This is a genomic window from Dolichospermum sp. DET69, from assembly GCA_017355425.1.
Taxonomy (GTDB): Bacteria; Cyanobacteriota; Cyanobacteriia; order Cyanobacteriales; family Nostocaceae; genus Dolichospermum.
In genome coordinates this window covers 2,496,910-2,522,363 of record CP070233.1, presented here as the reverse complement: position 1 = coordinate 2,522,363, position 25,454 = coordinate 2,496,910, and the positions used below count along the sequence as shown (strand labels likewise).

The following is a 25,454-nucleotide window of genomic DNA, read 5'->3' as shown; positions in this document are numbered from 1 at the left end:
GAGTATTTAGAAAATGACTGACGATAATTTTGTTAATATCTCTGGAGGTAACGTTCAGGGGTTTATCCAAGAAAATCATGGAATTGTCTCTCAATACTTTATTTCCCAAGTATCTGAGTTGTTTAGTGGGCAAATATCTGGTACACAACAGCCCTTAACTCAAGTAGAATACGGACAGAGGAAAGTTTTACTCAGTAAAGTCAAAGAATATTGGATTGAAGGGGTTTTAGAAAAGTCATTGCATACCCAAGCCATGATTAAACTTGGTCTAGAAAAGCGATTAGATGCAGTAGAGCGTCCATTTAGTGGCTTTGAAGAATTACCAGAAGAGTCTAGACAAATTTTACCTAAAGGAACAGGTGCAACTGAAGTTTTCAATCAAATAGGAGAGGGAAGAACTCTGTTAATTTTAGGAGAACCAGGGGCTGGGAAAACCATAACCCTCCTGAAACTAGCACAGAATTTGATTGCTCGTGCGGAAGCAAATTTGAGTCGGCTGATTCCAGTGGTGTTTAATTTATCTTCTTGGGGGAGTAAACGGCAAACCATTGCCGAGTGGCTGGTACAAGAACTTTGGCAAAAATACCAAGTTCCTAAAGAAGTAGGTAAAGACTGGGTTAAAAATCAAAAACTGCTACTGTTGCTGGATGGTTTAGACGAGGTAAAAGTTGATCTGCGAGAAGCTTGTGTCGAAGCTATCAACCAATTTATGCAAAATTACGGACAAACGGAAATGGTGGTTTGTAGTCGGATTGCTGATTATGAAGCTCTTTCTCATCGTCTGCAATTACGAGGCGCAATTTGCATTCGTTCTTTGACTCCTGAGCAGGTTAACCAATATTTGGATAGTGCCGGTGAACAACTAGAAGCAGTCAAGGCTTTGCTTGAGGAAGATACCGCACTGCAAGAGTTAGCCAAGTCTCCTTTAACGCTTAGTGTTATGACTCTGGCTTATCAAGGTAAAAATGTGGCAGAACTATCTCAAACGGGTTCGGTAGAAGCACGCCGCGAACACCTATTCAATGCTTATATTGAGCGAATGTTCAAACGCAGGGGAGTTAATCAGCAATACCCAAAAGATCAGGCAATACACTGGCTAAATTGGCTGGCGCAAGGGATGTCTCAAACATCTCAATCTAACTTTTTAATTGAGAAAATACAGCCTAATTGGTTGCAGTCTCCTCTGGAAAGAAGACTTTATCGCATTGGAACTATCCTAATTGGGATACTGATTATTGGATTGATCTTGTTTTCAAGTGAGACTTTAGATTCACATAACAACATGATTACCCGTTCCAACGTAGTAACGATGGATGCAGCAATCTGGGGTCTAATTTTATGGTGGAATTTCGGCAGGGGTAAAGCAGAAATAGAAACTTTTGAAACTTTGACATGGCCTTGGAAAAAAACAGGAAAAGAGCTACTTGATGGCTTAATCTCTGGACTAAAGTGGAGTCTAATTTTGTCCCCGATTGGGGTGGTGTGGTGTGGTCTAACTTGGAAAGAGCCAAAAGGTTACGAGAAAATAATAGTATTTGGAATAATTTTAGGATTAATCTTTGCGCTACTTATAGGATTGATTCGTGGGTTGAGAGGCGCAGAAATAGAGACAAAAACTGTTCCCAATCAGGGAATTTGGATATCTGCTTTTAATGCAGGGATTATTACATTAGTTAGCTGGTTGATTTTGTTCCCAATTATTTATAAGTGGTTTCCTCAAGGGGTACAATCAAAAACTTCTATAATAAGTTGGGGACTAATTTTAGGGCTACTTTTTGGCGGTGGAATATCCTGTATTCAACACTTAAACTTACGACTTATTCTCTGGATTAACGGTTTTATCCCTAGTAATTTGGCTCGCTTCCTCGATTATGCCAGTGAGCGGATTTTTATGCAAAAAGTGGGGGGTGGTTACATCTTTATTCATAGGATGTTACTGGAACATTTTGCAACGCGAATTCAGCCTACACAATCTGAAATTAGGAATACCAATCAAACTATAAAAGTCATTTTTATTGGGGGAATAATTATTGTTGCTAGTCTTATTTATTATCATATTTGTTTGAATTCTGCGGAATATCAATTGAAGTCCCAAGCAAATATGTTGATTTCAACAATGGATTCTGTTCGCAAATATAATAATGATAAAATTACACCTTTATTAAAAACACAATCAGAACAAACATTTTTGAGGGAAAGCATTCCCACCTTTGCTGTAAATCAAGTATTTAATATATTTACCAATGTTTATAAAGATGATTATGGAGATTACCGTTATAAAGATGCGATGATTAATCCGACTAATCCTAATGATAAAGCGACGCTTGAGGAATTCAAAATTATTGAGACATTGAAACAACAAGATTTAGGTAATCAAAATCAACTAGCAGGTTCAAACATCAATCAAGGATATGCAAAGATAAATGGGAAGAAATATTTCTATACATCTCGTCCCATAAAAATTACTGATAAGAACTGTTTGAGTTGTCATTCAACTATAGAGAAAGCACCTCAATCATTACAACTTCTCTACAAACAGGGCAAATATCTTGGTAATCAAGGATTTGATTGGGAATTGAATACAGTTATCGGAGCTAAGGTTGTTTATGTTCCTACAACTCAAGTGGATAATATAGCTAAAAGAGATTTTATCATTATGCTAGGAGTTCTGATGGGAACATTTGCTGTAATGATCATTATGAGGAGGATATTTATCTAAAACTAAATCAGTTTTACTCCTGACTTCTACTAGATTATATCTTCCTTCCATGTAGTAAATAAGTCATCATTTCCCCCTTACCTTTAATTTTAATTAAACCCCGTTTTTCTAGCAAATATTTATCTTTCAACAACTCATAAGTAGCTTCACAAATTTGGATATGATCAGGTATACCATGTGATTCCATCCTACTAGCTGTATTCACAGTATCACCCCATAAATCATAAGCAAATTTCTTTAAACCAATTACCCCAGCAACTACTGGTCCCGTACTAATACCCATGCGAAGTTGAAAAGATAGGTTATTTTCTTTATTAAAATAGATCACAGATTTTTGCATATCCAATGCCATATTTGCTATAGCTAAAGCATGATCACTGCGATAATTAGGTAAACCAGCAACAGCCATATAAGCATCACCAATTGTTTTAATTTTTTCTATGCTATGAATTTCTGCTAATTCGTCAAATAAACAAAAGATTTGATTTAATAATTCTACTAATTCTGCTGGTGATGTCTGACTTGATAATTCTGTAAAACCGACAATATCGGCAAATAATACTGTCACTGCATGAAAACTGTCGGCAATAGTTGTAGGATGATGTTTTAATTGTTTAGCAATTACCGCAGGTAAAATATTTAATAATAGCCGTTCTGACTGTTCTTGAGCTATTTCTAATTCTCTTTTAGCGCGAAATTCTTTTTTCTTGAGTTTTTCATATAAATAAACTGAAAAAATGCAAATTGTTCCCGTCCAAAATAAATATAAACCTTGCTCTACATAGTGATCAATTGTAAATTTAAATGTAGGTCTGTATATTAGATATAATCCTAAGTACCAGATAATTGTTCCCACTTGTGCTATTAAATGTATCCGCCATTTTACAGGAATAATTGTGGCTTGAGTCAGAAACATCAAGTTCCAAATATTTGTCATGGGTTCAACATAGTTAAATAATAAAGCTGTAGAAACTTGAACAGTACAAGTTGCAGACCAGCATAAACCCAAAAAAAACATATCTAAATAACGACGTGCTAGAGGTGTTTTGCATAATAACCAGCAGACAACAATAAAAAATTCTAGCAATAAGCCAATTTTAAGCGCGTATATTTTTTTAGTAATTCCTTCATTTACCCACATAAAAAAAGCAGTCAGTGTTAAGCCAATGATCATCATCAGTTGGGCTTGTAATTCTAAGCGGTTAAGCAGGAAAGTTTGTCTTTGTTCTCGATAAGATTGGGCAAAATCTTCATTTGTCTCGAAGTCGCATATTTCTGGTCTAATAATTGCCTCTAGCTGGGTTTTGATAGCATTAATATTAGTCATCATGCCCGTTTTGCGTTATGAGTAGTTAAACCAGTGTAGCCGGATTGAGGAAAAATAAATGGCTCGTCCCCCGACGTTAACTTTTGATCGTGGTACGTTAATTTTACACCCACCACCACGCAGTAAAAATTGGATAGACTATGCAATTTGGGATGATAGAATTGAAAAATTCCGTATTCCGGCAATTAGATATCGTTCCTTAGTTGAAGCCCTGCAAGCAGAAGCCACAGATTTTATTGATGAAGCTAAGGCTTTTTATCCTTTAGAGTTGATTGCTAGTTTGGAAATGACTCCCTATCCCCACCAAAATGAGGCGTTAGCGGCTTGGAAACTGGCAGGACGACAGGGGGTAGTTGTGCTACCGACAGCAGCGGGTAAGACCTATTTAGCCCAAATGGCGATGCAAGCCACACCACGCACGACATTAATTGTCGTCCCTACTTTGGATTTAATGCACCAGTGGTATGCCCACTTAGTAGCGGCTTTTCCTGACGGGGAAGTGGGTTTACTTGGGGGTGGTTCACGGGATAGAACCGCAATTCTAGTTGCTACCTATGATAGTGCAGCCATTCATGCAGAAAGTTTGGGTAATAAATATGCCTTGATAATTTTTGATGAATGTCACCATTTACCTACAGATTTTAACAGAGTTATTGCTGAATATGCGATCGCTCCCTATCGGTTAGGACTTTCCGCAACCCCAGAACGCACAGATGGAAAACACGCTGATTTAAATATTCTCATTGGTAAAGAGGTTTATCGTCAACGCGCTGAAGATTTGGCTGGTAAAGCTTTAGCAGCCCATGAAATTGTGCAAATTAAAGTCAAATTATCCCAATTGGAACGGGAAAAATACAATCAGTTAATTCAAACTCGCAATGATTTTTTGAAGCAGTCAAAAATCTCTTTAGGAAGTCTCCAAGGTTGGCAAATGTTTGTGCAAATGAGTGCGCGTTCTCAACCGGGAAGGAAAGCAATGTTAGCACATCGTCAAGCTAAAGAAATTGCTTTAGGCACAGATGGAAAAATCCGGGTACTTCTGGATTTATTAGCCACGCATTTTTTAGAAAGAACTTTAATTTTTACTGCTGATAATGCTACAGTTTACCGCATTTCTCAAGACTTATTAATTCCCGCAATTACTCATCAAACACCAGTCAAAGAAAGACATGAAATTTTAACTAAATTTAAATCAGGTGAATATAATACTTTAGTTGCTTCTAACGTCTTAAACGAAGGTGTAGATGTTCCCGCAGCCAGTATTGCCATTATTTTATCAGGGACAGGTTCAACCAGGGAATATATTCAACGATTGGGGAGAATATTACGGAAAGGAAATTTAGAAAATAAACAAGCAATTTTATATGAAGTTATAGCCGAAGATACCAGCGAAGAAAAGACTTCAGCTAGACGCAGGGGAGAAAATAACAGCCGGGAAGAAAAGCCGCAAAAAGCAAATTTACAAGTTATTTATAGTAGTGAAAAGAAAAGCGATTTAAAAGCAGCAGAACAACTAGAAATTAATTATTCAACCCAAAAGAAAGATGTTACCAACAGAACTACTGATACACCGCCAAAACGGCGAGGAAATTATCCCAAAAAGACTGAAACTTGATCAAAAACATTTGAGTTTAGCGACTGAATTAATTAGTTTTTTTCAAGAAGCAGTTGGTAAAACTCAAGGATTATTAGAACGTCAATTAACTGACTTTGAAGGAGATACGACAGATTATCGCATGAAGCGGGGTTTAGCATATATTCTCAAAAGTAGTTTTTGCACCTTTGAAATAGTCAGTCCCCTCGAACCACTCATGTTAAGAGCGAGGGTATTTGCTTTAGCAACAAAATCCGTTGCTAGTCGGGAATCAACGGATATGACTTTAAATAAAATAGCTGATGATTTAAGCCAAGAACTCAACCAAGAAGTTTTACCTGCTCAAATCCGAGATGGACTTTATGCTGATTTATCAGAAAATAAAATTTTAACTGCTTTTGATGTTCCTAAACCAGAAGATGTTTTACATCGTTATAACTTATCTCAAGTGCAAGGAATTTTTTATAAAGCCAGTCAATTAATATTAAATGCTCATCGGAATGTTCCCGGAGAATATAAACTCTTATTTCGATATTTAAAACTATTTCAATTAATGGCTTATATTGAAGGTGATGCCGATCATGGTTTTACAATTAGTGTGGATGGTCCGACAAGTTTATTTACTCCCAGCACTCGCTACGGTTTAGCTATAGCCAAATTAATTCCCGCTTTACTTCATGTGACAAAATGGAGTTTATCAGCCACCTTACAAACCCGTGATTTTTACACAAATGAATGGAAAACAGGACGTTTCACCCTTAATTCTGAATGTGGATTAGTCTCCCACTATCCCCCAGGTAAACCCTATGATAGTATGTTGGAGGAATCATTTGCGAGTAAATGGGATGCCTTAAAAAGTGGTTGGATTTTAGAAAGAGAAGTAGATTTAATCCCCATTCCTGGTAGTGTCATGATTCCCGATTTTCGTCTAGTTCATCCAGACGGACGCGTATTTATTTTAGAAATAGTTGGTTATTGGCGACCAGAATATTTACAAAAGAAATTTGCTCAAGTAAGAAAGGCAAATTGTGATAATTTGATTTTAGCAATTTCCGAAAGATTGAATTTAGAAAAAGCTGGAGTCAAACTAGATAACGTCCCTGCGAGAATAATTTGGTTTAAAGAAAAACTCCTACCAAAATCAGTATTAGCCGTTATGGAGTAATGCAAAGAATCATCAAATCCATTAATTCATCCGTTCTTATCTGCGTTTATCTGCGTTCAACCCACATTCAGCAAGGAACTGTAAAATCAGTTTTTGTCTATCTGTGAGTTGAATCGAAGATTTAATCCCATCCACAAACAATACTGTTCGGTTAACGAAAATTTCCACCTAAAGAACCTATTAATAAAACTGATAAACTATGGAAAATGTTGGGTTTCGTTCCTCAACCCAACCTACGTATTTTCGTTTTTTTAGCCTTAACCGAACAGTATTGGGACTGGTGGGGACTAAGTATCAAGAACCGGAAATTGGGTTGGGGGAATTGGGAATTGGGGAATTGGAGAATGGGGAATTGGGGATTGGGAATGGGGAAAATTCAAGTCAAAAGTCAAAAGTCAAAAGTCAAAAAAATGGCAGTCAAAATGGGGAAGAAACCCCGGATAAAAAGCCTAAGCTGGAAGATAATCAGGATTTGATTAAATTTCTCAAAAAAGCTACTGGCAGGTCAGAGACGGCTTTAAAAAAGGCTTTGCAGGTGGAATTAACAAGCTATGAGGAACAACGTTTATTAACTGCTTGTAATAATGATCTGGATTTGTTTAACCAGGTGCGTCCCTTGGCGGGGTTGGTGCGGTTGGATACTTTAGGTTATCCGGTGGTGATTCCTGCTGGTAGTGTGTATGTGACTCAGGGGACTGATAGAAGGGAAACGGGAACTCACTACACACCCCGGAATTTAACTGAGGAAATTGTCAAATATACTTTAGAACCTTTGGTATATGAGGGTGTAGCGGAGGGGAAACCGCAGCAGGAATGGCAACTTAAATCTGCGGCTGAGTTATTACAGTTGAAAATATGCGATATGGCTATGGGTTCGGGGGCGTTTTTAGTGCAGACTTGTCGCTATTTGGCGGAAAGGTTGGTGGAAGCCTGGGAAAATGCGGAAAAGGCCAATCCTGGTAAGGTGGTGGTAGCGCCGGAGGGTACGCTGTCAAAATCTGTACCACAGGAGTGCGTAATTCCCAAGGAAGCTGATGAACGCTTGACGGTGGCGAGGCGGATTATTGCGGATAGATGTTTGTATGGGGTGGATAAAAACCCGTTGGCGGTGGAAATGGCGAAGTTATCTTTATGGTTGATAACGTTGCAAAAAAACCGTCCCTTTACTTTTTTAGATCATGCTTTTAAATGTGGTGATTCGTTAATTGGTGTGAGTTTGGAACAGTTGGGTTATTGGAATTTGGATATTACTGGAACACTGGAATTATTTGCAGAGGAAATTCGCCGAGAAATTGATAAGATGGTGGAGTTACGGCGAGAAATTGCGGCTTTACCTGTATTGACTCCAGAAGACCAAAATCGCAAGGCGTTTTTATTGACAAAGGCTGAAGCAATTAGTTTTGATTTACGTCAAGGTTGTAATTTATTGGTGGGGAGTTATTTGAATAATTGGAATGAGAAGGAAAGGGAAGGTTTAAGGAAGACTTTGTTAAATGCGTTTCGGGAAAGTGCGGATATTCCTGATGGTATGGGTAAGGCTTTACCTGATTTTGATAAGTTGCGTCCGTTTCATTGGGAGTTAGAATTTCCTGAAGTTTTTATTGATAGTTCTTTATCTTTGGTTGCTAATTCTTCGAGTTCTCAAAAATCAAAGTCGTCAAAATCAAAATCTACCAATTCTTCATTACCAACTCGTACTGAACAAAGTCGAAGTGTTCCCCATTCCCAAAAAGGTTTTGATTCACTTGTGGGAAATTCGCCGTTTATGGGTGGTAAGAAAATTACTGGTAGTTTGGGTACTGTTTATCGAGATTTTATTGTTAAATGGATTGGGAATGATAAAAAAGGTAATGCTGATTTTTGTGCTTACTTCTTCCTCAAAGCTAAACATTTATTAAATAAAAATGGTGGGTTTGGGTTAATTGCAACTAATACCATTTCTCAAGGTGATACAAGGGAAGTAGGGTTAGACCAGTTAATAGAAGATTGTACCATTTATCGGGCTGTACCTAGTAGAACTTGTCCGGGTATTGCAAGTTTAGAAGTGGCTTATGTTTGGTCAAGAAAAGGTAATTGGAATGGTGATTTTATTTTAGATGAAAAGCCTGTTGATGGAATTACAGCATTTTTAACAATTCCTGGTAAAACATCTGGTAATCCTGATCAGTTAGCAGCAAATCGAGATAAATCTTTTCAAGGTACTTTAGTTTTGGGGATGGGTTTTGTTTTGACTCCAGAAGAGGCACAAGCATTAATTGAAAAGGATGCAAAAAATCAAGATGTTTTATTTCCTTATTTGAATGGACAAGATTTGAATACCAATCCTGATCAGTCTCCAAATCGTTGGGTAATTAATTTTAAAGATTGGCCTTTAGATGCTGAACATGATGACCTGAAAAATCCTAAAGGTAGACCCTATGCAAGTGATTATCCTGATTGTTTAGCGATTTTAGAAGAAAAAGTTAAATCAGAAAGATTAAATAAAGCTGCTGATGTTGCATCTGCACCTTGGTGGCAGTTTTGGCGAATTCGTTCAGAACTTTATAGTGCGATCGCAAAAATGGAACGAGTGTTAGTTCTTTCACTTGTTAATAATCATTTAGGATTTGCTTTTGCTTCAAAAAATATTGTTTTTGCTCACAGATTGGCTGTATTTCCATTTAAAGAATATAGATCATTTGCTGTCATACAATCTAATTTTCATTATCATTGGGCTTGGGAATATAGTTCTACAATGCGAAAAGATATTAATCAGTAAACCAAAAAGTTTTTTCCTGAAGGGAGATCGCCAAATACTGTGTAGTATAAAATACTTTTTTATTCCCGATACTCTAATCAGCAGACATAGTATAGATAATAATTACTTATGATTAGCTGGTTAATAATTTCTTGACGCTAACCGGATGGAATATAAATGCTTTCAACGACTTGATATTTCTTCTGTAGGGCTTGAGATAAAAAGGCTAACATCTGTTTGAGTGTAAAAAGTGTGCGATAAATTAATCTACTACCTTTCCTTTTACGACTGATTTTGAGCCATAGTAGATTCACCCAGATGTTAATTAGAAGAAAGGATATTCCAATGAATAGTAATCTCAAGACTGGATTTTTGTTATTCGTCTTAATTCGACAAATATTTTTCAGACGATAACTGGTTTCAATGCCAAATCTTTTTCGATAATCTTGATAGATATAATTTAAATTTGTTTTGACCTTATAAGCAACATAAACAAAGTATTGAACCCCATGCTTTTTATGCTTTCCCTTTCTATATTTACAGACGATCCATAAATCAAATGTGACAAAATCATCTTTGTCTCTTGTAATAGTATAGGTAGTTTTATAACTTTTTTTACCCTTGAGGAATTGTTTGATTCCTCCTTTTTTTCCAGTCTTGATAGCAGGCATAAGAAAGGGAATATCTAATGCCTGTAACCATCTAATTACAGGAGTATTAAAAAATCCCCTATCCAAATAGAGTTTTTTTACATTTATTTTTAGGGATTCAAGTTCTGCTAATAAATAAGTAATTAAAGCCACACTAGTATCTAATTGGCGAACACCTCTTATTGCTAGAGTTACACGCTTATTATTACTAATAACATATAAAGTGGCATAGGCATAAAATGAATTAGTACCAGATTTAGCTTCACTTCGATATATGTAGGGTAATTCTGACGATGTTGGTTGACCATAATAACAAATTAAATTTAAATCAATCGCTATTTTCAAACACCCTTTTTTTAATCCTAAAGGAATTCGACTTTTTAATGCTTGATTTATTTGCGCTTCTAATTCCTCAAAATTGTTAATTTTATTGAGATGATATCTAATATCATTAGCTGTCGGAATATTTTTTAACAATTTAGCTGTGTTTTCAATACTGTCTCCAGTGCTGGCTGCTTTAACCAGAATCTCGAATAAAGTTTGTTGGTCACAGGCTCCTTGCGTTTCAATCGAAAAATTTTCTACTAAACACTGAATAACCTCATCAAGAGTTTCTGAGTCGGTTAAAACGAGTTCTTCTGTAGACTCGCCCCGCGTGGCTTTTGTTAGAGATGAAACAGTCAATTTTTTCAGCCAATATGCTACACACTACTTTCATCATTTCATATTTTGATCCAGTGCAAATTATGATAACTATTTCTTATATATTTGGTATTCTATAGTACATGAGTATCTGTCGTATTTTGTTAGTGATGCCTGCTGCGTCTGTAGCAATAGCGTCAGCACTCCGTAAAAATCACTCTTTGGGAAAAACTTTTTGGTTTACTGTTAATTATTCTCCTTCAGATTGTTTTCAAACATTCACCTTCCCCACATCAACCGCAAACCTAGAAGAAATAGGCGAAAAATATTACACTCACCGCCAAAAAATCATGTTAACCCATCAAGAGGGATTAACCAAAACCTATAACCGTTTTCACAACCCCGACGAAACCAACCCAGATATTGAACAATTACGCACATTACACATAGAAATGGATAACGCCGTAGCTGTTGCTTATGATTGGGAAGATATAGAATTAGATCATGATTTTCATGATACAAAACAAGGTATCCGTTTCACGATTTGCGAAAATGCCCGCAGAGAAATATTAGATAGATTATTGCAATTAAATCATCAAAGATACGCCCAAGAAGTCGCCCAAGGTTTGCATGATAAAGGGAAGAAAAAAGCGAAAGGTGGGGGGAAGAAGAAGGTACAGGAGGAAGTGAATAATGATATGAAACAGATTGAGATGTTTTAGGGAATGGGGAAATTGTCTGATAGCGTAGCGTGGCGTTAGCCATATCAGGATTTCCAGGATTATAGGATTTTCAGGATGCTGTTGATAAATTTTCTGTTTGGTGTTTGGTAATTGTTATTTGTCTGAATCAGGATGTCCAGGATTATAGGATTTTCAGGATGTTGTTGATAAATTTTTTGTGTGGTGTTTGGTAATTGTTATTTGTCTGAATCAGGATGTCCAGGATTATAGGATTTACAGGGTGTTGTTAATAAATTTTCTGTTTGGTGTTTGGTAATTGGTAATTGTCTGAATCAGGATTTTCAGGATTATAGGATTTTCAGGATGTTGTTTTGATATTTTTTGTTTGGTGTTTGGTAATTGGTAATTGTCTGAATCAGGATGTCCAGGATTATAGGATTTTCAGGATGTAAGTGTTTTATTGTCTATGAGAAATACAGATTTGAGGATGATATATAATGAATAAATGATTTGATAATTTATTTGCTATTATTGATTGACTACTAGTGTAACTTAATTTTATTATAATCTCAAATATTCACAAACAAATTACCAATAACATCCTGTAAATCCTTAAATCCTGGATATCCTGATTCAGACAAAATAAAATTATTATTACGCAATTCCCTAACTAATTATCATTTAACCAAGTTACCAAATCATTGATATTTGAAAAGTCTAATAAAGCATCTGCTAAATTATCCAACTTTTCAATATTCAGAGTTTTTATTTTATCAACCAATGATGAATCTAATTCTCCAAACCTGCGAGTAAGTTGACGGATAATTGTCCTTTGTTCACCTTTTGTCCTACCGAGTTTTTCACCTTGCTTCTCACCTTTTTGGAAAATATCTTGATAAATTACTGATTCTCGCATAATGTCCTCATCTTATAGAGAAAGTCCGTTAAAACGGACTTTCATAAAATTACAGTTGTTAGTGTTGATTAATTTTGACCTTCATGTTGATTGTCATTTAACCAATTTACCAAATCATTGATATTAGAAAAGTCTAATAAAGCATCTGCTAAATTATCCAACTTTTCAATATTCAAAGTTTTGATTCTATCAACCAATGATGAATCTAATTCTCCAAATCGGCGATTAAGTTGACGGATAATTGTCCGTTGTTCACCTAATTCTCTACCTCGTTGTTCACCACGTTTCTCACCTTCCTTTCTACCCTTTTCTTCGCCTTTTTGCAAAATATCTTGATAAATTACTGATTCTCGCATAATGTCCTCCCTAAGTAATTGACTAATCAGCTTTTTCTCAAACCGTAAACCTGCTAAAATCTCAGTACAGGCTACAATATCCCGCTTGATTTCTATTTCCTCAATTTTAGCAACACTTTCAGCAACCTGCGATAATAAATCTTGAGGTGCATTTGTGCGGGTTAATGGTGCTAATGGTAAAAGTGCGGGATTATTAAGAAATAAAACAGGGTCTTGTTCCCACATTCTAATTACTTGATAATAGTGGGTAGTATTTACATCTTGGTAAACATTGATAAAAGCATTTTTATCTTCTGTTTCCTGGAGGAAAATCACAAATTGGATAATGGTACATTCGGGGTAGAGTCTTTTTAACCGGATATAATAATCTATGACTCGCAAAGGAATGGGTTTTCGAGAAGTTGATAGTGTCTGAAATTCGATGTGTAAAATTTGGTTTTCACTTTTCAGAAACGTGACAAAATCAGCACGAATTGGTTCAATACTCAATTCGGTTTTTAAAACTTTGACGCTTTGTGGTTCTTCTGGTAGTAACCACCGGGCAAAATCAAGAGGATATTTTTCAGCTAATAGCTTACAAACGTTGTCAAAACTCACAGCTTGAACAGAATTTATATAGTGTTTTCAATTATAACTTAAATTGGTAATTGTCTGAATCAGGATGTCCAGGATTATAGGATTTTCAGGATGTTGTTGATAAATTTTCTGTTTGGTGTTTGGTAATTGGTAATTGTCTGAATCAGGATGTCCAGGATTATAGGATTTTCAGGATGTTGTTGATAAATTTTCTGTTTGGTGTTTGGTAATTTTATTTGTCTGAATCAGGATGTCCAGGATTATAGGATTTTCAGGATGTTGTTGATAAATTTTCTGTTTGGTGTTTGGTAATTGGTAATTGTCTGAATCAGGATGTCCAGGATTATAGGATTTTCAGGATGTTGTTGATAAATTTTTTGTGTGGTGTTTGGTAATTGTTATTTGTCTGAATCAGGATGTCCAGGATTATAGGATTTACAGGATGTTGTAAAAAAATAGTCGGTTTCAACCGACTTTAGCTTTTAGACAGGGAATTTATTCCCTGACTAGAATGATGATAAAATGACCAATATTGGGGATGATTAATCTTGATTTGAATTTAACCAAGTTCCCAAATCATTGATATTAGAAAAGTCTAATAAAGCATCTGCTAAATTATCCAACTTTTCAATATTCAAAGTTTTGATTCTATCAACCAATGATGAATCTAATTCTCCAAACCGACGATTAAGTAAACGGATAATTGTCCGTTGTTCACCTAATTCTCTACCTCGTTGTTCACCTCGTTTGTCACCTTGCTTCTCACCTTTTTGGAAAATATCTTGATAAATTACTGATTCTCGCATAATGTCCTCCCTAAGTAATTGACTAATCAGCTTTTTCTCAAACCGTAAACCTGCTAAAATCTCAGTACAGGCTACAATATCCCGCTTGATTTCTATTTCCTCAATTTTAGCAACACTTTCAGCAACCTGCGATAATAAATCTTGAGGTGCATTTGTGCGGGTTAATGGTGCTAATGGTAAGAGTGCGGGATTATTAAGAAATAAAACAGGGTCTTGTTCCCACATTCTAATTACTTGATAATAGTGGGTAGTATTTACATCTTGGTAAACATTGATAAAAGCATTTTTATCTTCTGTTTCCTGGAGGAAAATCACAAATTGGATAATGGTACATTCGGGGTAGAGTCTTTTTAACCGGATATAATAATCTATGACTCGCAAAGGAATGGGTTTTCGAGAAGTTGATAGTGTCTGAAATTCGATGTGTAAAATTTGGTTTTCACTTTTCAGAAACGTGACAAAATCAGCACGAATTGGTTCAATACTCAATTCGGTTTTTAAAACTTTGACGCTTTGTGGTTCTTCTGGTAGTAACCACCGGGCAAAATCAAGAGGATATTTTTCAGCTAATAGCTTACAAATGTTGTCAAAACTCACAGCTTGAACAGAATTTATATAGTATTTTCAATTATAACTTAAATTGGTAATTGTCTGAATCAGGATGTCCAGGATTATAGGATTTTCATGATGTTGTTGATAAATTTTCTGTTTGGTGTTTGGTAATTGGTAATTGTCTGAATCAGGATGTCCAGGATTATAGGATTTTCAGGATGTTGTTGATAAATTTTCTGTTTGGTGTTTGGTAATTGGTAATTGTCTGAATCAGGATGTCCAGGATTATAGGATTTTCAGGATGTTGTTGATAAATTTTTTGTGTGGCGTTAGCCATTTCTGACAAAAAAATCAAAAACACTACACAACCAAACTAAAAACCACATCCTGCATATCCTTAAATCCTGGAAATCCTGATTCTGACATTTTTTAAATAAACTTTAATAATTGTAATCTAGCTTAAATTTTTGTTATAAGTTATACTATTACTAATACTTCACCAATATGATGTATAATTTGATTATGTTAAAAAATATGCTAACTCCCTAATTTTAACATCTTATAAATACCCAATTCCCCATTCCCAAACCATGAAAACCATACCTATTCAATTACCAGAAACCGCATTTTCTGCACTGCGAAAAAATCCTGAAGAATTTGTACAAGAAATGAAAATTGCAGCCGCCGTAAAATGGTACGAATTAGGTGATATATCGCAAAATAAAGCAGCAGAAATAGCCGGACTAACTCGTACAGAGTTTATTCATGCTTTATCTCGTTATCGAGTTGATTTTATGCAATATACAGCCGAAGAATTAGCTGAGGAAATGTCAAATGTTGATTGATCGCATTACAGCGGTTTCCGCTCTTATGAGGTACAAAGTTGAATCATGAAACTCTTGTAGTGCGGGCATCTTGCCCGCTAATGGTGTACCTCATAACACCGGGAAGTGCTGTATTATTAATTCCTCACCTCTAATTGTGTTGTTTAAAAGTCAACTATTACTATGGGTACAGGAGGTTTATTAATATTAGCGAAAAGGAGGGGATTAATTTCTAGTGTATCTCCTAGAATTGAGGCTTTACGTAATGCTGGATTATGGTTATCAGATAGTATGGTTAATATACTTAAACACCAAGCTGGTGAATAAAAATTAGCAACCTAAAAAACAAAATTCCCAATTCCCAATTCCCCAATATATGATTATCCAACTTCCTGCAATTCTCCCCGGTGAACTTAATTTAGTAGAGATAAATCAAAAACTCCATCAACATAAAATTATCTTAGATTGGAGTAGTGTAATTTCTGCACCAAAATCACAATTAGCAATACTTTTAGAAGGAATTGATTTAGTAGAAGATGCTGATTGGTTGGGAATAGATAGTAGTGCTGCTGATAATGCAACATTAGAAACAATCATTCATCTATTAGCTACCAATGAACACTGCAATGCAACATTAAAATTTGAGTTAATTCTTGAGATGCTTTGATGGTTAATGGTACTCGGCTAATCCAATTTATGCTCTCACTGCACTAGACATCTTGTAGAAATTAAATATGCGTAGCCTGAAACCCTTGTAGGGACAATTCATGAATTGTCCCTACATTCTTTTTCACCAGATGTCTAGTTAGGAAAAGCGTAACCTATCCTCATCAATAAGGTGCGTCAGAGAGAAGATATCTGTTTTTTACCAAATTATCGGGTCTGACGCACCCTACAAACTACTCTTCGAGATCACGAAGCGTGATTGCGCCTTTGCGGGAGAAAAATTTATTTACCCTTACTAGGTTTGAGAGATAACAACAACTCCATTTGAGTCATTGATTTACTAGGACTATTAACAGTCACACCAATACCACGAATAGAAGTGAGAATAGCAGTAGCGTCTGGAGGTAGCGGTTGACTTTGAGCAGATAAGCGCTCAATGATGGTTTTGGTTTTGTCCATATCTAAATAGAAATAACCACCATTGGGTTTTTGCAAAGAACCCGTGATAGTTTTAAAAGTATCACTTTGATCAAGTGCTGCACCTTTACGATCTACTAGTGTTTCTGCAACAGGGCCGCCAATAGCTAGAAATGCCGTATTATCATTGAGCCAACCATGAGCTATAAGAGCGCCTTGTTGAGGAATTTGCCATTCTGTGACATTTTTACCACCAATGCTTTTTTGAGCAACATTAAGAGATTGCTGTTTGGCAAAATTATCGAGTTTAGTAAAAGTAGCTTCAGCAGTTTTGCGATCGCTCGTATTTAATACTAACGCACCTCCAAAACCCACATTAGCTAATAAACCTTGATTAGATTGAATTGCACCTAAGCCAAACTCTCCATTCATCCACCCGAAAATATCTTTATCTACATCAAGTTGGAGGATTTTTAGTTGTGTTCTCGCTTGTTGCAATCCTTGATTTAATTCAGGATAATCTTTAGACTGCTCAACAAAAGTTTGCCAACTTTTACTAATACCCTGTCCACTTACTAAAGCCAAAGTTTCACTAGGAAATTGTTCCACAATCTTGGCCGAAGTAGTTTCATATTGAAATTTATTCAGTTGAGGATCTAAATTCACAATCGCTTTAAATCTTAATCCAGCATCATCTATGCCCACACCTGCTGTCATTGATTTAACTTGCTTAATTTGCGCCAGAGTTTGTGGGGGTAATTTTTGAGATTGGGGATTGAAAGCCGTTAATTGTTGTACCATATTGGCATAATCAGGTACATAAATTTGCGCTAAACTATTTTTAACATCCACACCTTTGCCCAGAATTTCATTTGCACCTTCTTTAGTTGCAAAGGAAGGTTCGCCTTTATAGGTATCAATAGCTTTTTCTACAGATTGTTTACTTGATGTTAAAAGTAAATGGTCATTATTCAAAACCGTTACATAAGTCGGTTGACCTTTACCTGGAGATTCAATAATTTTTTGACCTTTGTAGTCCGATTCCTGAATTTTGACATTCTTTTTGTCTTTCAACTTATTGGCAAATTTCAGAGCGGCTATTTTGTCCTTAATATCTACTACTAACAAAAAATTTGGGGCTTCGGGTGAACGGAAGTTTTCCTGGGATACTTTTTTTGCCTCTGGTGGTAGTACAGCAATCATCACACCACCAACCCAAGGTTTGATATCTGCTTCGTAAGAAATCTGACTATCATTCAACATTTGTTGGTTGAAATCCTGAAACTCTTTGTCCAGTAATTTCTGTGCTTCTGGTGTCCCAAACTGCTGTAACTTATTCCAAGATTCAGGATTAGTGTCAATATAAGTTGCCATTAATGCCGTTGCAGGTACTAATTTAGCACTACCTAAAGGACTAGAACTATTTGCACCACCCTTGAGATACATATAAGCTGCTATACCACCTGCTATGATTACAGCAGTACCAATCACGGGAATTAAGAACGATGATTTCTTTTCAGACATTGATAAATGCTCCTTATAACTGTAAATTTGGTCACAATTTCTATGAAATTCTGATTTATGAATCCTTTTTTATCATTAATTGCCGCTAATTTCACGGTATTTACTGATATAATCCCAGGCTTGTGGTCATTAAAAAGTTGTAATCGGCTTTAAATAATACTCCACTATGGTCAGGACTGAATCCGCAAATGATATCTTATTTGTTTAAGAACAATAGTCAATTTGTCACCTCCAAGTTATTCTAAAACTATATGGAAAATTAGTAGTATTTGTACTCGATAAACATTGCTCATGGTTCAAGATCCTCTTGAACTGAGGCAGCAAAGAGGGCGATACCTGGGGTTTTAAGTGTGACAGCAGTAGCTAAATTAGCTGTATCAATCTGTAGATCGGATAGTGCTGACACTACTAAGAGGTTGTTTGAAAAGTAATACATTGTGATTTTTTACCCCCCTTAATCCCCCCTTGTAAAGGCTACGGTGTACACACAAGTCTTCTAGAGTTGCCCCACAACGTTTAGATCCCCCCAACCCCCCTTAAAAAGGGGGGCTAAATTCTTCAAAGTCCCCCTTTTTAAGGGGGATTTAGGGGGATCGGATAACGTTTAGCATCCTGTCTAGAGATGTGTGTACACCGTAGCTTGTAAAGGGGGAGACTGGAAAATCAAGTTCCCTGTTGCTCAAAAAAGTTGGTATTGCTAGTGTATTTACCCTAATGTATTGGGGGAAAACTGGAAAATCAAGTTCCCTCCCCAATACATCTGTGCGGGTTAGGGTGGGGTAAAAAGATATTTGATACATCAATCACGACTTTTCAAACACGCTCTAAGATCAAACAGTCAAAAAATGTCATACTACGCTACAGTTCGTTATTTATATGACTTACATCCCATTAAATGTTTCAGGATTAAAAGGCTAGAAATAATAAATGTTGCAGTCTTATTTTGATACCGAAAAAACCGGACACAAACGTTTTGAGTTGCCAGGGGCAAAACCACACTATAACCCTGACCGACCTGGACAGGTAGAACATATTTTTCTGGATATCAGTTTAGATATCCCTAATCAAAGTTGCTACGGCAGTTGTAGTATTCGTCTATTGCCAGTGCGGAATGGGATTGATAGGTTAACTTTGGATGCGGTAAATCTGAAAATCACTGCTGTCCAGGTCAACGAAGTTGAGCAAAAGTTTGAATATGACGGTGAAAAAATTTGTATTTACCTGTCACAGCCCACAGAAGTCGGTCATCGCTTGTTAATTGCGATCGCCTACGCAGCCGAAAAACCCCAACGCGGGATTTACTTTATTCAACCAGACAAACACTACCCCCACAAGCCTACCCAAGTCTGGACACAAGGAGAAGACGAAGATTCTCGCTATTGGTTTCCTTGTTTCGACTACCCTGGACAATTATCAACTTCAGAAATTCGCGTCCGCGTTCCTAACCCCTTGGTAGCCATCTCCAACGGTGAACTAATTGACACCGTAGAAGAGGCCAAATACAAAACCTACCATTGGTCACAACAACAAGTCCATCCTACATACTTGATGACTTTGGCGGTTGGTGATTTTGCGGAAATTCGGGACGAGTGGCATGATAAAGCTGTTACCTACTACGTCGAAAAGGGACGGGAAGCCGATGCTAAAAGGAGTATGGGCAAAACTCCGCAAATGATTGAATTTCTCAGCGAAAAGTATGGTTATCCTTATGCTTTCGCCAAATATGCCCAAGTTTGTGTAGATGATTTTATTTTTGGAGGCATGGAAAACACTTCCACCACTCTACTAACTGACCGCTGTTTACTAGATGCACGGGCAATATTAGATAATCGCAATACCGAAAGTTTAGTAGTCCATGAACTCGCACACCAATGGTTTGGGGATTTGGTGGTTATTAAACATTGGTCCCATGCTTGGATTAAGGAAGGGATGGCTTCCTATTCTGAGGTAATGTGGACAGAACGTGAATATGGCGACCAAGAAGCCGCATATTATCGGTTGTCGGAAGCGCGGAGTTATTTAAGTGAAGATAGCAGTCGTTACCGTAGACCAATGGTAACTCATGTTTACCGACAAGCGATTGAACTTTATGACCGCCATATTTATGAAAAAGGATCTTGTGTTTATCACATGATTCGGGCAGAACTGGGCGATGAGTTATTTTGGCAAGCTGTGCAAACATTTGTCCAAGACAATGCCCATCAAACTGTCGAAACCATAGACCTATTGAGGGCAATTGAAAAAGCCACTGGACGCAATCTAGCTTTCCTTTTTGATCAATATGTCTATCGTGGTGGTCATCCTGATTTTAAAGTCGCTTACGCCTGGGATGGTGATGCAAACTTGGCTAAGGTGACAGTTACCCAAACCCAAGCTAAAGCCGAAAGTAAGGATTTATTTAATCTGAAAATTCCCATTGGTTTTGGATATAAAGAAAATTCACAACTAACAACTTTTACAGTTCGGGTCTATGAACATGAACAAAGTTTTTATTTCCCATTAACACAAAAGCCTGATTTTATTAGCTTTGATGTTGGCAATAATTACCTAAAAACTGTCCAATTAGAATTCCCTATTGCTGAATTAAAAGCTCAGTTAGAATTTGATCCTCATCCTATTTCTCGCATTTATGCTGCGGAAGCTTTGGCGAAAAAAGGCGGTTTAGAAGCAACTCTAGCCCTCTCCTCAGCTTTGAAAAATGATCCTTTTTGGGGTGTGCGGGTCGAAGTTGCCAAAGAACTGGCAGAAATTCAATTAGATCAAGCTTTTGATGGTTTAGTTGTCGGTTTAAATGATTCAAGTCCCTTTGTGCGACGAGCGGTAATCAGTTCTCTCTCGCAAATCAAAACCCATAGTAGCTATAAAGCTGTGAAGAGTTTTGTGCAAGATGGGGATGAAAGTTACTATGTAGAAGCTGCGGCTTGTCGGACTATTGCGGTGATAGCAGCCGCTCATTTAGAAGATAAACCCAATGAAGATAAGGTAATCAAGCTACTGAAATCTGTCTTGGAAGAAAGGGCTGGCTGGAATGAAGTTGTCCGTAGTGGGGCTATAGCCGGTTTAGCTGAATTCAAATCTTCGGAAGCAGCTTTAAATTTACTGCTGGAATACACAAAAATTGGCATCCCTCAACCATTACGTCTCGGTGCAATTCGCGCTGTCGGAAAAGTTTCCACTGGTCAAACTCCCGCGAATATAGAACGGATTTTAGATCGGTTAGCGGAAATCGCCAGAGAGACTTTCTTTTTAACACAGATGGCAGTTTTGACAGCCTTGGGACAAATGGAAACGCCAAAAGCCATTGGTATTTTGCAATCTTTAGCTAATCAAACCACAGATGGTCGTGTCCGTCGCCATGCGGAAGAAGAACTTGGTAAAGTGCAAAAGAATATTGGTACAGACAAAACTCTGCGTCAGTTACGTGAGGAACTTGATCAAATCAAACAACAAAATCAGGAGTTGAAAAGCCGTTTGGAAAATCTGGAAGCAAAATCAAAGTAGGGTTAACATTACATCGGCAGTTAGAAACCGCATCTACACAGGCAAAACCCACCTCCGTGGGTTAAAGATAAATAATAAATAGTTTTTCTTAGTCCACGCAGGTGGACTTTGTTTGTTTCCAAATTAACTACCTTATCGAAAGGGTTTATTCATTAAGAAAAGATAAAATACCCCAAATACACACAAAAAGTTTGTACTTTTATAAAGTATAATTAAGAAATAGATAAATAAATCTAGGGAAATAGGCCTAGTTAGTCGCCTATTGCTCCTAGATATAGTTAAAGTTTGTTTCTAAACCAAAAACAACTATTTTCCTGTGCCGACAACCAAGTTAGCATTCAGGAGATTGTTCAGTATGTAAATTTCCCAGTTTGAGAGGTAAATAAAGGCGTGGGTCAGTATCAACTTGCTGAATTAAAGCAGTATAATCCAGAGGCGATCGCTCGTTACTTTCGTTACCGTCCCTGGTTAGCTTGGGGACGACTACTGGTAATCATCTGGTCTTTTGCCGGATTTATATTCAGTCTTAAGTGGGACGACTGGCAAGACCAGGTGGAGGAAAATCAAGGGAAACGCGCTACCCAGTTGCGAACCCTTCTTACGGATCTGGGTCCGACATTTATCAAAGTTGGTCAAGCTCTCTCCACTCGTCCCGACTTAATCCGCAAAGATTTTCTAGTAGAACTAATCAAGCTACAAGACCAGTTACCACCTTTTGACAATGATCTGGCATATCAGATTATTGAAACCGAACTAGACCGCTCAATTGGCGAAATTTTTCGGGAACTTTCCCCTCAACCCGTAGCAGCAGCTAGTTTAGGTCAAGTTTACCGGGGTCGCTTACTTAGTGGTGAAGAAGTGGCTGTGAAGGTACAACGCCCTAATTTACGCCCGTTACTGACAAAAGACTTGTATCTCATGCGTTGGGCGGCCAGTTGGCTTGCTCCCTGGCTACCTCTGAATCTCGGTCACGATTTAACTTTAATTGTGGACGAGTTTGGCACAAAGTTATTTGAGGAAATTGATTACATCAATGAAGGACGGAATGCGGAAAAGTTTGCTCATAATTTCCGTAATGACCCTCAAGTAAAAGTTCCAGGTATTTACTGGAATTATACTAGTAATCATGTTTTAACTCTGGAATGGATTAATGGCTTTAAACTCACAGATACCCAAAATATCCAATCTGTAGGTTTAGACCCAGAAGCAATCATTCAAATAGGTGTAACTACTGGTTTACAACAATTATTAGAGCATGGTTTTTTCCACGCCGATCCTCATCCTGGTAATTTGTTCGCTATGGCCGATGGTCGCATGGCTTACATTGATTTTGGGATGATGGATCAATTGGAGGAAACAACCAAAGAAAGTTTAGTTGATGCCTTAGTGCATTTGGTAAATAAGGATTACGCTGACTTAGCCGAAGATTTTGTCAATTTGGGCTTTTTGGCAGCAAACACTAATATTGCTCCGATTGTGCCAGCATTAGAAGCGGTACTAGGAAACGCTATTGGTAAAAATGTCCAGGATTTTAATTTCAAAACCATTACCGATGAGTTTTCGGAATTGATGTATGAATATCCTTTCCGTGTGCCGGCAAAGTTCGCTTTGATTATTCGGTCTTTGGTGACACAAGAAGGGATTGCGCTGAGTCTCAACCCAGATTTCAAAATTGTGGAAGTGGGCTATCCCTATATAGCACGGCGGTTACTAACTGGGGAATCTCCCGCATTACGGCGACGACTATTGAATGTGTTGTTTAAAGATGGTAAATTCCAGTGGCAACGGTTAGAAAACCTCATTGCCATTGCTCGCACTGATAGTCAATTTGATGTTTTACCAACAGCAAAAATGGGTTTAGAATTCATCCTTTCCGAAGAGGGTAAATTTCTGCGTCGTCAGTTGGTATTAGCCATTACTGAAGATGACCGTTTGCACACAGAAGAAGTCCAACGGCTATGGGATTTAGTCAAAAATGATTTACCCCCAAATCGCTTACTAAATGTGGCAATTAGCCTGTTAACAGAGTTTTCTAGGGAAGGGGTAGCGGCTATTTTAGCCAAATAATCTGTTACCAAATAAAAACGAATTTTAATAACAATCAGGAGTTTTGATGTACTACTACCCTCTACAACCGCCTTACTTTTTACTATTAGTTGGTTTTCTCACTGCTTTAACTTCTGGACTAGCTTTATCTGGAACACTAAAGGTAATTGTCCAGCAATGGCCACAGGATAAGTCCTCTAAAGAAAAGAGTAATACCCGTTCGTTTTATAAACAATTATTAGTGCCATTTTTTGGGATAACAGGTGGTGTTTGTTTGTTTCTGTCTTCCGGTTTAGAGATATTTGGTTTTCCCTCTCAATTGGCTTTAGGTGTGGGTTTACCAATGAGTTTACTAACTTGTTTATTTCTTTGGTGGCAGTTGGGAGGGTTGCTGGATTATGTTAAAAGTGAGGGAATGCAGTCTTTAGATTTAGATTCTTGGTCTTAGTAATATCAATATCATTGTCTGATAGCGTGGCGTGAGCCATATCAGGATTTCCACCGATTTAAGGATTAACAGGATGAATAAATACATTGTCTGAATCAGGATTTCCACCGATTTAAGGATTAACAGGATGAATAAACACATTGTCTGAATCAGGATTTCCACCGATTTAAGGATTAACAGGATTAATAAACACATTGTCTGAATCAGGATTTCCTGGATTTAAGGATTAACAAGATTAATAAACACATTTTCTGAATCAGGATTTTCACCGATTTAAGGATTCACAGGATGGAAAAATACATTGTCTGAATCAAGATTTCCAGGATTTCCAGGATTTAAGGATTTACAGGATGAAAACAGGTATCTTATTACCTATTACCTATTACCTATTACCTATTACCTATTACCAGTCTCAACTAGATAAATGACTGTTTTAATTAATAATCATAATTTTTGTGAGGAAAAGCTTATGCAAATCATTCGTTTACCGGTACTTTCGGATAATTATATATTTTTACTCCATGATCCACTGCGGAATATTGCGGCTGTTGTTGATCCTGCCGAAGCTCAACCGGTTTTAGAGGAGTTAACTAAACTTCAGGCTGAATTAGTGGCGATTTTTAATACTCATCATCATGGTGATCATGTGGGGGGAAATACACAATTAATGAAGGCATTTCCTGATGTAAAAGTTTATGGAGGTGCGGAAGATAGAGGGAGAATTCCGGGACAGGAGGTATTTTTGCAAGAAGGCGATCGCATCCAATTTAGCGATCGCACTGCTAATATATTCTTTGTACCTGGACATACTCGCGCTCATATTGCTTACTATTTCCCCCCAGTAAGTTCAGGAGAGCCTGGAGAATTGTTTTGTGGTGATACATTGTTTGCTGGCGGTTGTGGTCGCTTGTTTGAAGGTACACCGGGGCAAATGGTAGATTCTTTAAGTAAACTCCGGGCTTTACCTGATCATACTCGTATTTGGTGCGCCCATGAATACACATTAAGTAATTTGCGTTTTGCTGTGACTGTAGATGCTGAAAATGCAGATTTACAAAAACGTTACCAAGATGTTAAAGCTCAACGGGATAAATTAGAACCAACAGTACCATCAATTTTAGGACTGGAAAAACTCACTAATCCTTTTTTACGTTGGGAAGAACCATCATTGCAAGCAACAGCGAAGAGTGATGATAGTATCCAAACCTTTGCCCGAATTCGCGGCATGAAGGATAATTTTTAGTTATTTTGATGATTTATTTGATTTGTAAGGGTTTAGCACTGCTAAACCCTTTGTATTATAAT

The 25,454-nt window shown here is 37.1% G+C and carries 16 protein-coding genes and 2 pseudogenes; 12 read left to right on the top strand and 6 right to left on the bottom strand.

Annotation, left to right across the window (positions count from 1 at the left end):
- The first annotated feature begins 13 nt into the window (after nt 1–13).
- The gene (locus tag EZY12_11590) at nt 14–2,719 is read left to right on the top strand and encodes a DUF3365 domain-containing protein (protein ID QSX70149.1); all 2,706 of its coding nucleotides are present in this window, start codon (nt 14–16) and stop codon (nt 2,717–2,719) included.
- Nucleotides 2,720–2,753: 34 nt separating this feature from the next.
- Here EZY12_11590 and EZY12_11585 read toward each other — a convergent pair whose 3' ends face one another.
- Nucleotides 2,754–4,049: an adenylate/guanylate cyclase domain-containing protein gene (locus EZY12_11585; protein QSX70148.1), complete on the bottom strand. Its 1,296-nt coding sequence runs from the start codon at nt 4,047–4,049 to the stop codon at nt 2,754–2,756.
- A gap of 55 nt (nt 4,050–4,104) precedes the next feature.
- Between EZY12_11585 and EZY12_11580 the strand changes: the two genes are divergently transcribed.
- From EZY12_11580 to EZY12_11570, 3 genes and pseudogenes are all read left to right on the top strand, one after another.
- Nucleotides 4,105–5,661, top strand: a complete 1,557-nt coding sequence (locus tag EZY12_11580; protein QSX70147.1) for a DEAD/DEAH box helicase family protein — start codon at nt 4,105–4,107, stop codon at nt 5,659–5,661.
- The gene (locus tag EZY12_11575) at nt 5,591–6,805 is read left to right on the top strand and encodes a DUF790 family protein (protein QSX70146.1); all 1,215 of its coding nucleotides are present in this window, start codon (nt 5,591–5,593) and stop codon (nt 6,803–6,805) included. Before EZY12_11580 ends, EZY12_11575 begins: the two co-directional genes overlap by 71 nt.
- 268 nt (nt 6,806–7,073) lie before the next feature.
- Nucleotides 7,074–9,545: pseudogene (locus tag EZY12_11570) on the top strand (restriction endonuclease).
- 155 nt (nt 9,546–9,700) lie between these two features.
- On the opposite strand, the gene EZY12_11565 reads toward EZY12_11570, so the two are convergent.
- Entirely contained in the window at nt 9,701–10,876 is a 1,176-nt protein-coding gene (locus EZY12_11565; GenBank protein ID QSX70145.1) for an ISH3 family transposase, read from the bottom strand.
- A 101-nt stretch (nt 10,877–10,977) separates the two neighbouring features.
- Between EZY12_11565 and EZY12_11560 the strand changes: the two genes are divergently transcribed.
- On the top strand, nt 10,978–11,556 hold the full coding sequence (locus EZY12_11560) for a hypothetical protein (GenBank protein ID QSX70144.1): 579 nt from the start codon (nt 10,978–10,980) through the stop codon (nt 11,554–11,556).
- Nucleotides 11,557–12,187: 631 nt separating this feature from the next.
- On the opposite strand, the gene EZY12_11555 is transcribed toward EZY12_11560, so the two are convergent.
- The 3 genes from EZY12_11555 to EZY12_11545 form a co-directional block, all read right to left on the bottom strand.
- Nucleotides 12,188–12,433 carry a DUF4351 domain-containing protein gene (locus EZY12_11555; protein QSX70143.1) on the bottom strand — a complete coding sequence of 82 codons (246 nt, stop codon included), beginning with the start codon at nt 12,431–12,433 and terminating at the stop codon, nt 12,188–12,190.
- A gap of 68 nt (nt 12,434–12,501) precedes the next feature.
- Nucleotides 12,502–13,386 carry an Rpn family recombination-promoting nuclease/putative transposase gene (locus tag EZY12_11550; protein QSX70142.1) on the bottom strand — a complete coding sequence of 295 codons (885 nt, stop codon included), beginning with the start codon at nt 13,384–13,386 and terminating at the stop codon, nt 12,502–12,504.
- Between the two features lie 521 nt (nt 13,387–13,907).
- On the bottom strand, nt 13,908–14,768 hold the full coding sequence (locus EZY12_11545; GenBank protein QSX70141.1) for an Rpn family recombination-promoting nuclease/putative transposase: 861 nt from the start codon (nt 14,766–14,768) through the stop codon (nt 13,908–13,910).
- A 545-nt stretch (nt 14,769–15,313) separates the two neighbouring features.
- On the opposite strand from EZY12_11545, the gene EZY12_11540 reads away from it, so the two are divergent.
- From EZY12_11540 to EZY12_11530, 3 genes and pseudogenes are all read left to right on the top strand, one after another.
- Entirely contained in the window at nt 15,314–15,568 is a 255-nt protein-coding gene (locus EZY12_11540; protein ID QSX70140.1) for a UPF0175 family protein, read from the top strand.
- A 150-nt stretch (nt 15,569–15,718) separates the two neighbouring features.
- Nucleotides 15,719–15,874 (top strand): annotated as a pseudogene (locus EZY12_11535) (DUF3368 domain-containing protein).
- A gap of 49 nt (nt 15,875–15,923) precedes the next feature.
- Nucleotides 15,924–16,214 carry a hypothetical protein gene (locus tag EZY12_11530; protein QSX70139.1) on the top strand — a complete coding sequence of 97 codons (291 nt, stop codon included), beginning with the start codon at nt 15,924–15,926 and terminating at the stop codon, nt 16,212–16,214.
- A gap of 281 nt (nt 16,215–16,495) precedes the next feature.
- On the opposite strand, the gene EZY12_11525 is transcribed toward EZY12_11530, so the two are convergent.
- Nucleotides 16,496–18,154, bottom strand: coding sequence for a DUF3352 domain-containing protein (locus tag EZY12_11525; GenBank protein QSX70138.1), 1,659 nt, complete (start codon nt 18,152–18,154; stop codon nt 16,496–16,498).
- Between the two features lie 927 nt (nt 18,155–19,081).
- Between EZY12_11525 and EZY12_11520 the strand changes: the two genes are divergently transcribed.
- The 4 genes from EZY12_11520 (at nt 19,082) to gloB (ending at nt 25,392) form a co-directional block, all read left to right on the top strand.
- The gene (locus EZY12_11520) at nt 19,082–21,655 is read left to right on the top strand and encodes a M1 family metallopeptidase (protein QSX70137.1); all 2,574 of its coding nucleotides are present in this window, start codon (nt 19,082–19,084) and stop codon (nt 21,653–21,655) included.
- A gap of 390 nt (nt 21,656–22,045) precedes the next feature.
- Nucleotides 22,046–23,722 (top strand): AarF/ABC1/UbiB kinase family protein, encoded by a 1,677-nt coding sequence (locus EZY12_11515; GenBank protein QSX70136.1) that lies wholly within the window; start codon nt 22,046–22,048, stop codon nt 23,720–23,722.
- Between the two features lie 46 nt (nt 23,723–23,768).
- Nucleotides 23,769–24,149 (top strand): hypothetical protein, encoded by a 381-nt coding sequence (locus tag EZY12_11510; protein QSX70135.1) that lies wholly within the window; start codon nt 23,769–23,771, stop codon nt 24,147–24,149.
- 469 nt (nt 24,150–24,618) lie between these two features.
- On the top strand, nt 24,619–25,392 hold the full coding sequence (gloB, locus tag EZY12_11505; protein ID QSX70134.1) for a hydroxyacylglutathione hydrolase: 774 nt from the start codon (nt 24,619–24,621) through the stop codon (nt 25,390–25,392).
- Nucleotides 25,393–25,454: the final 62 nt, after the last annotated feature.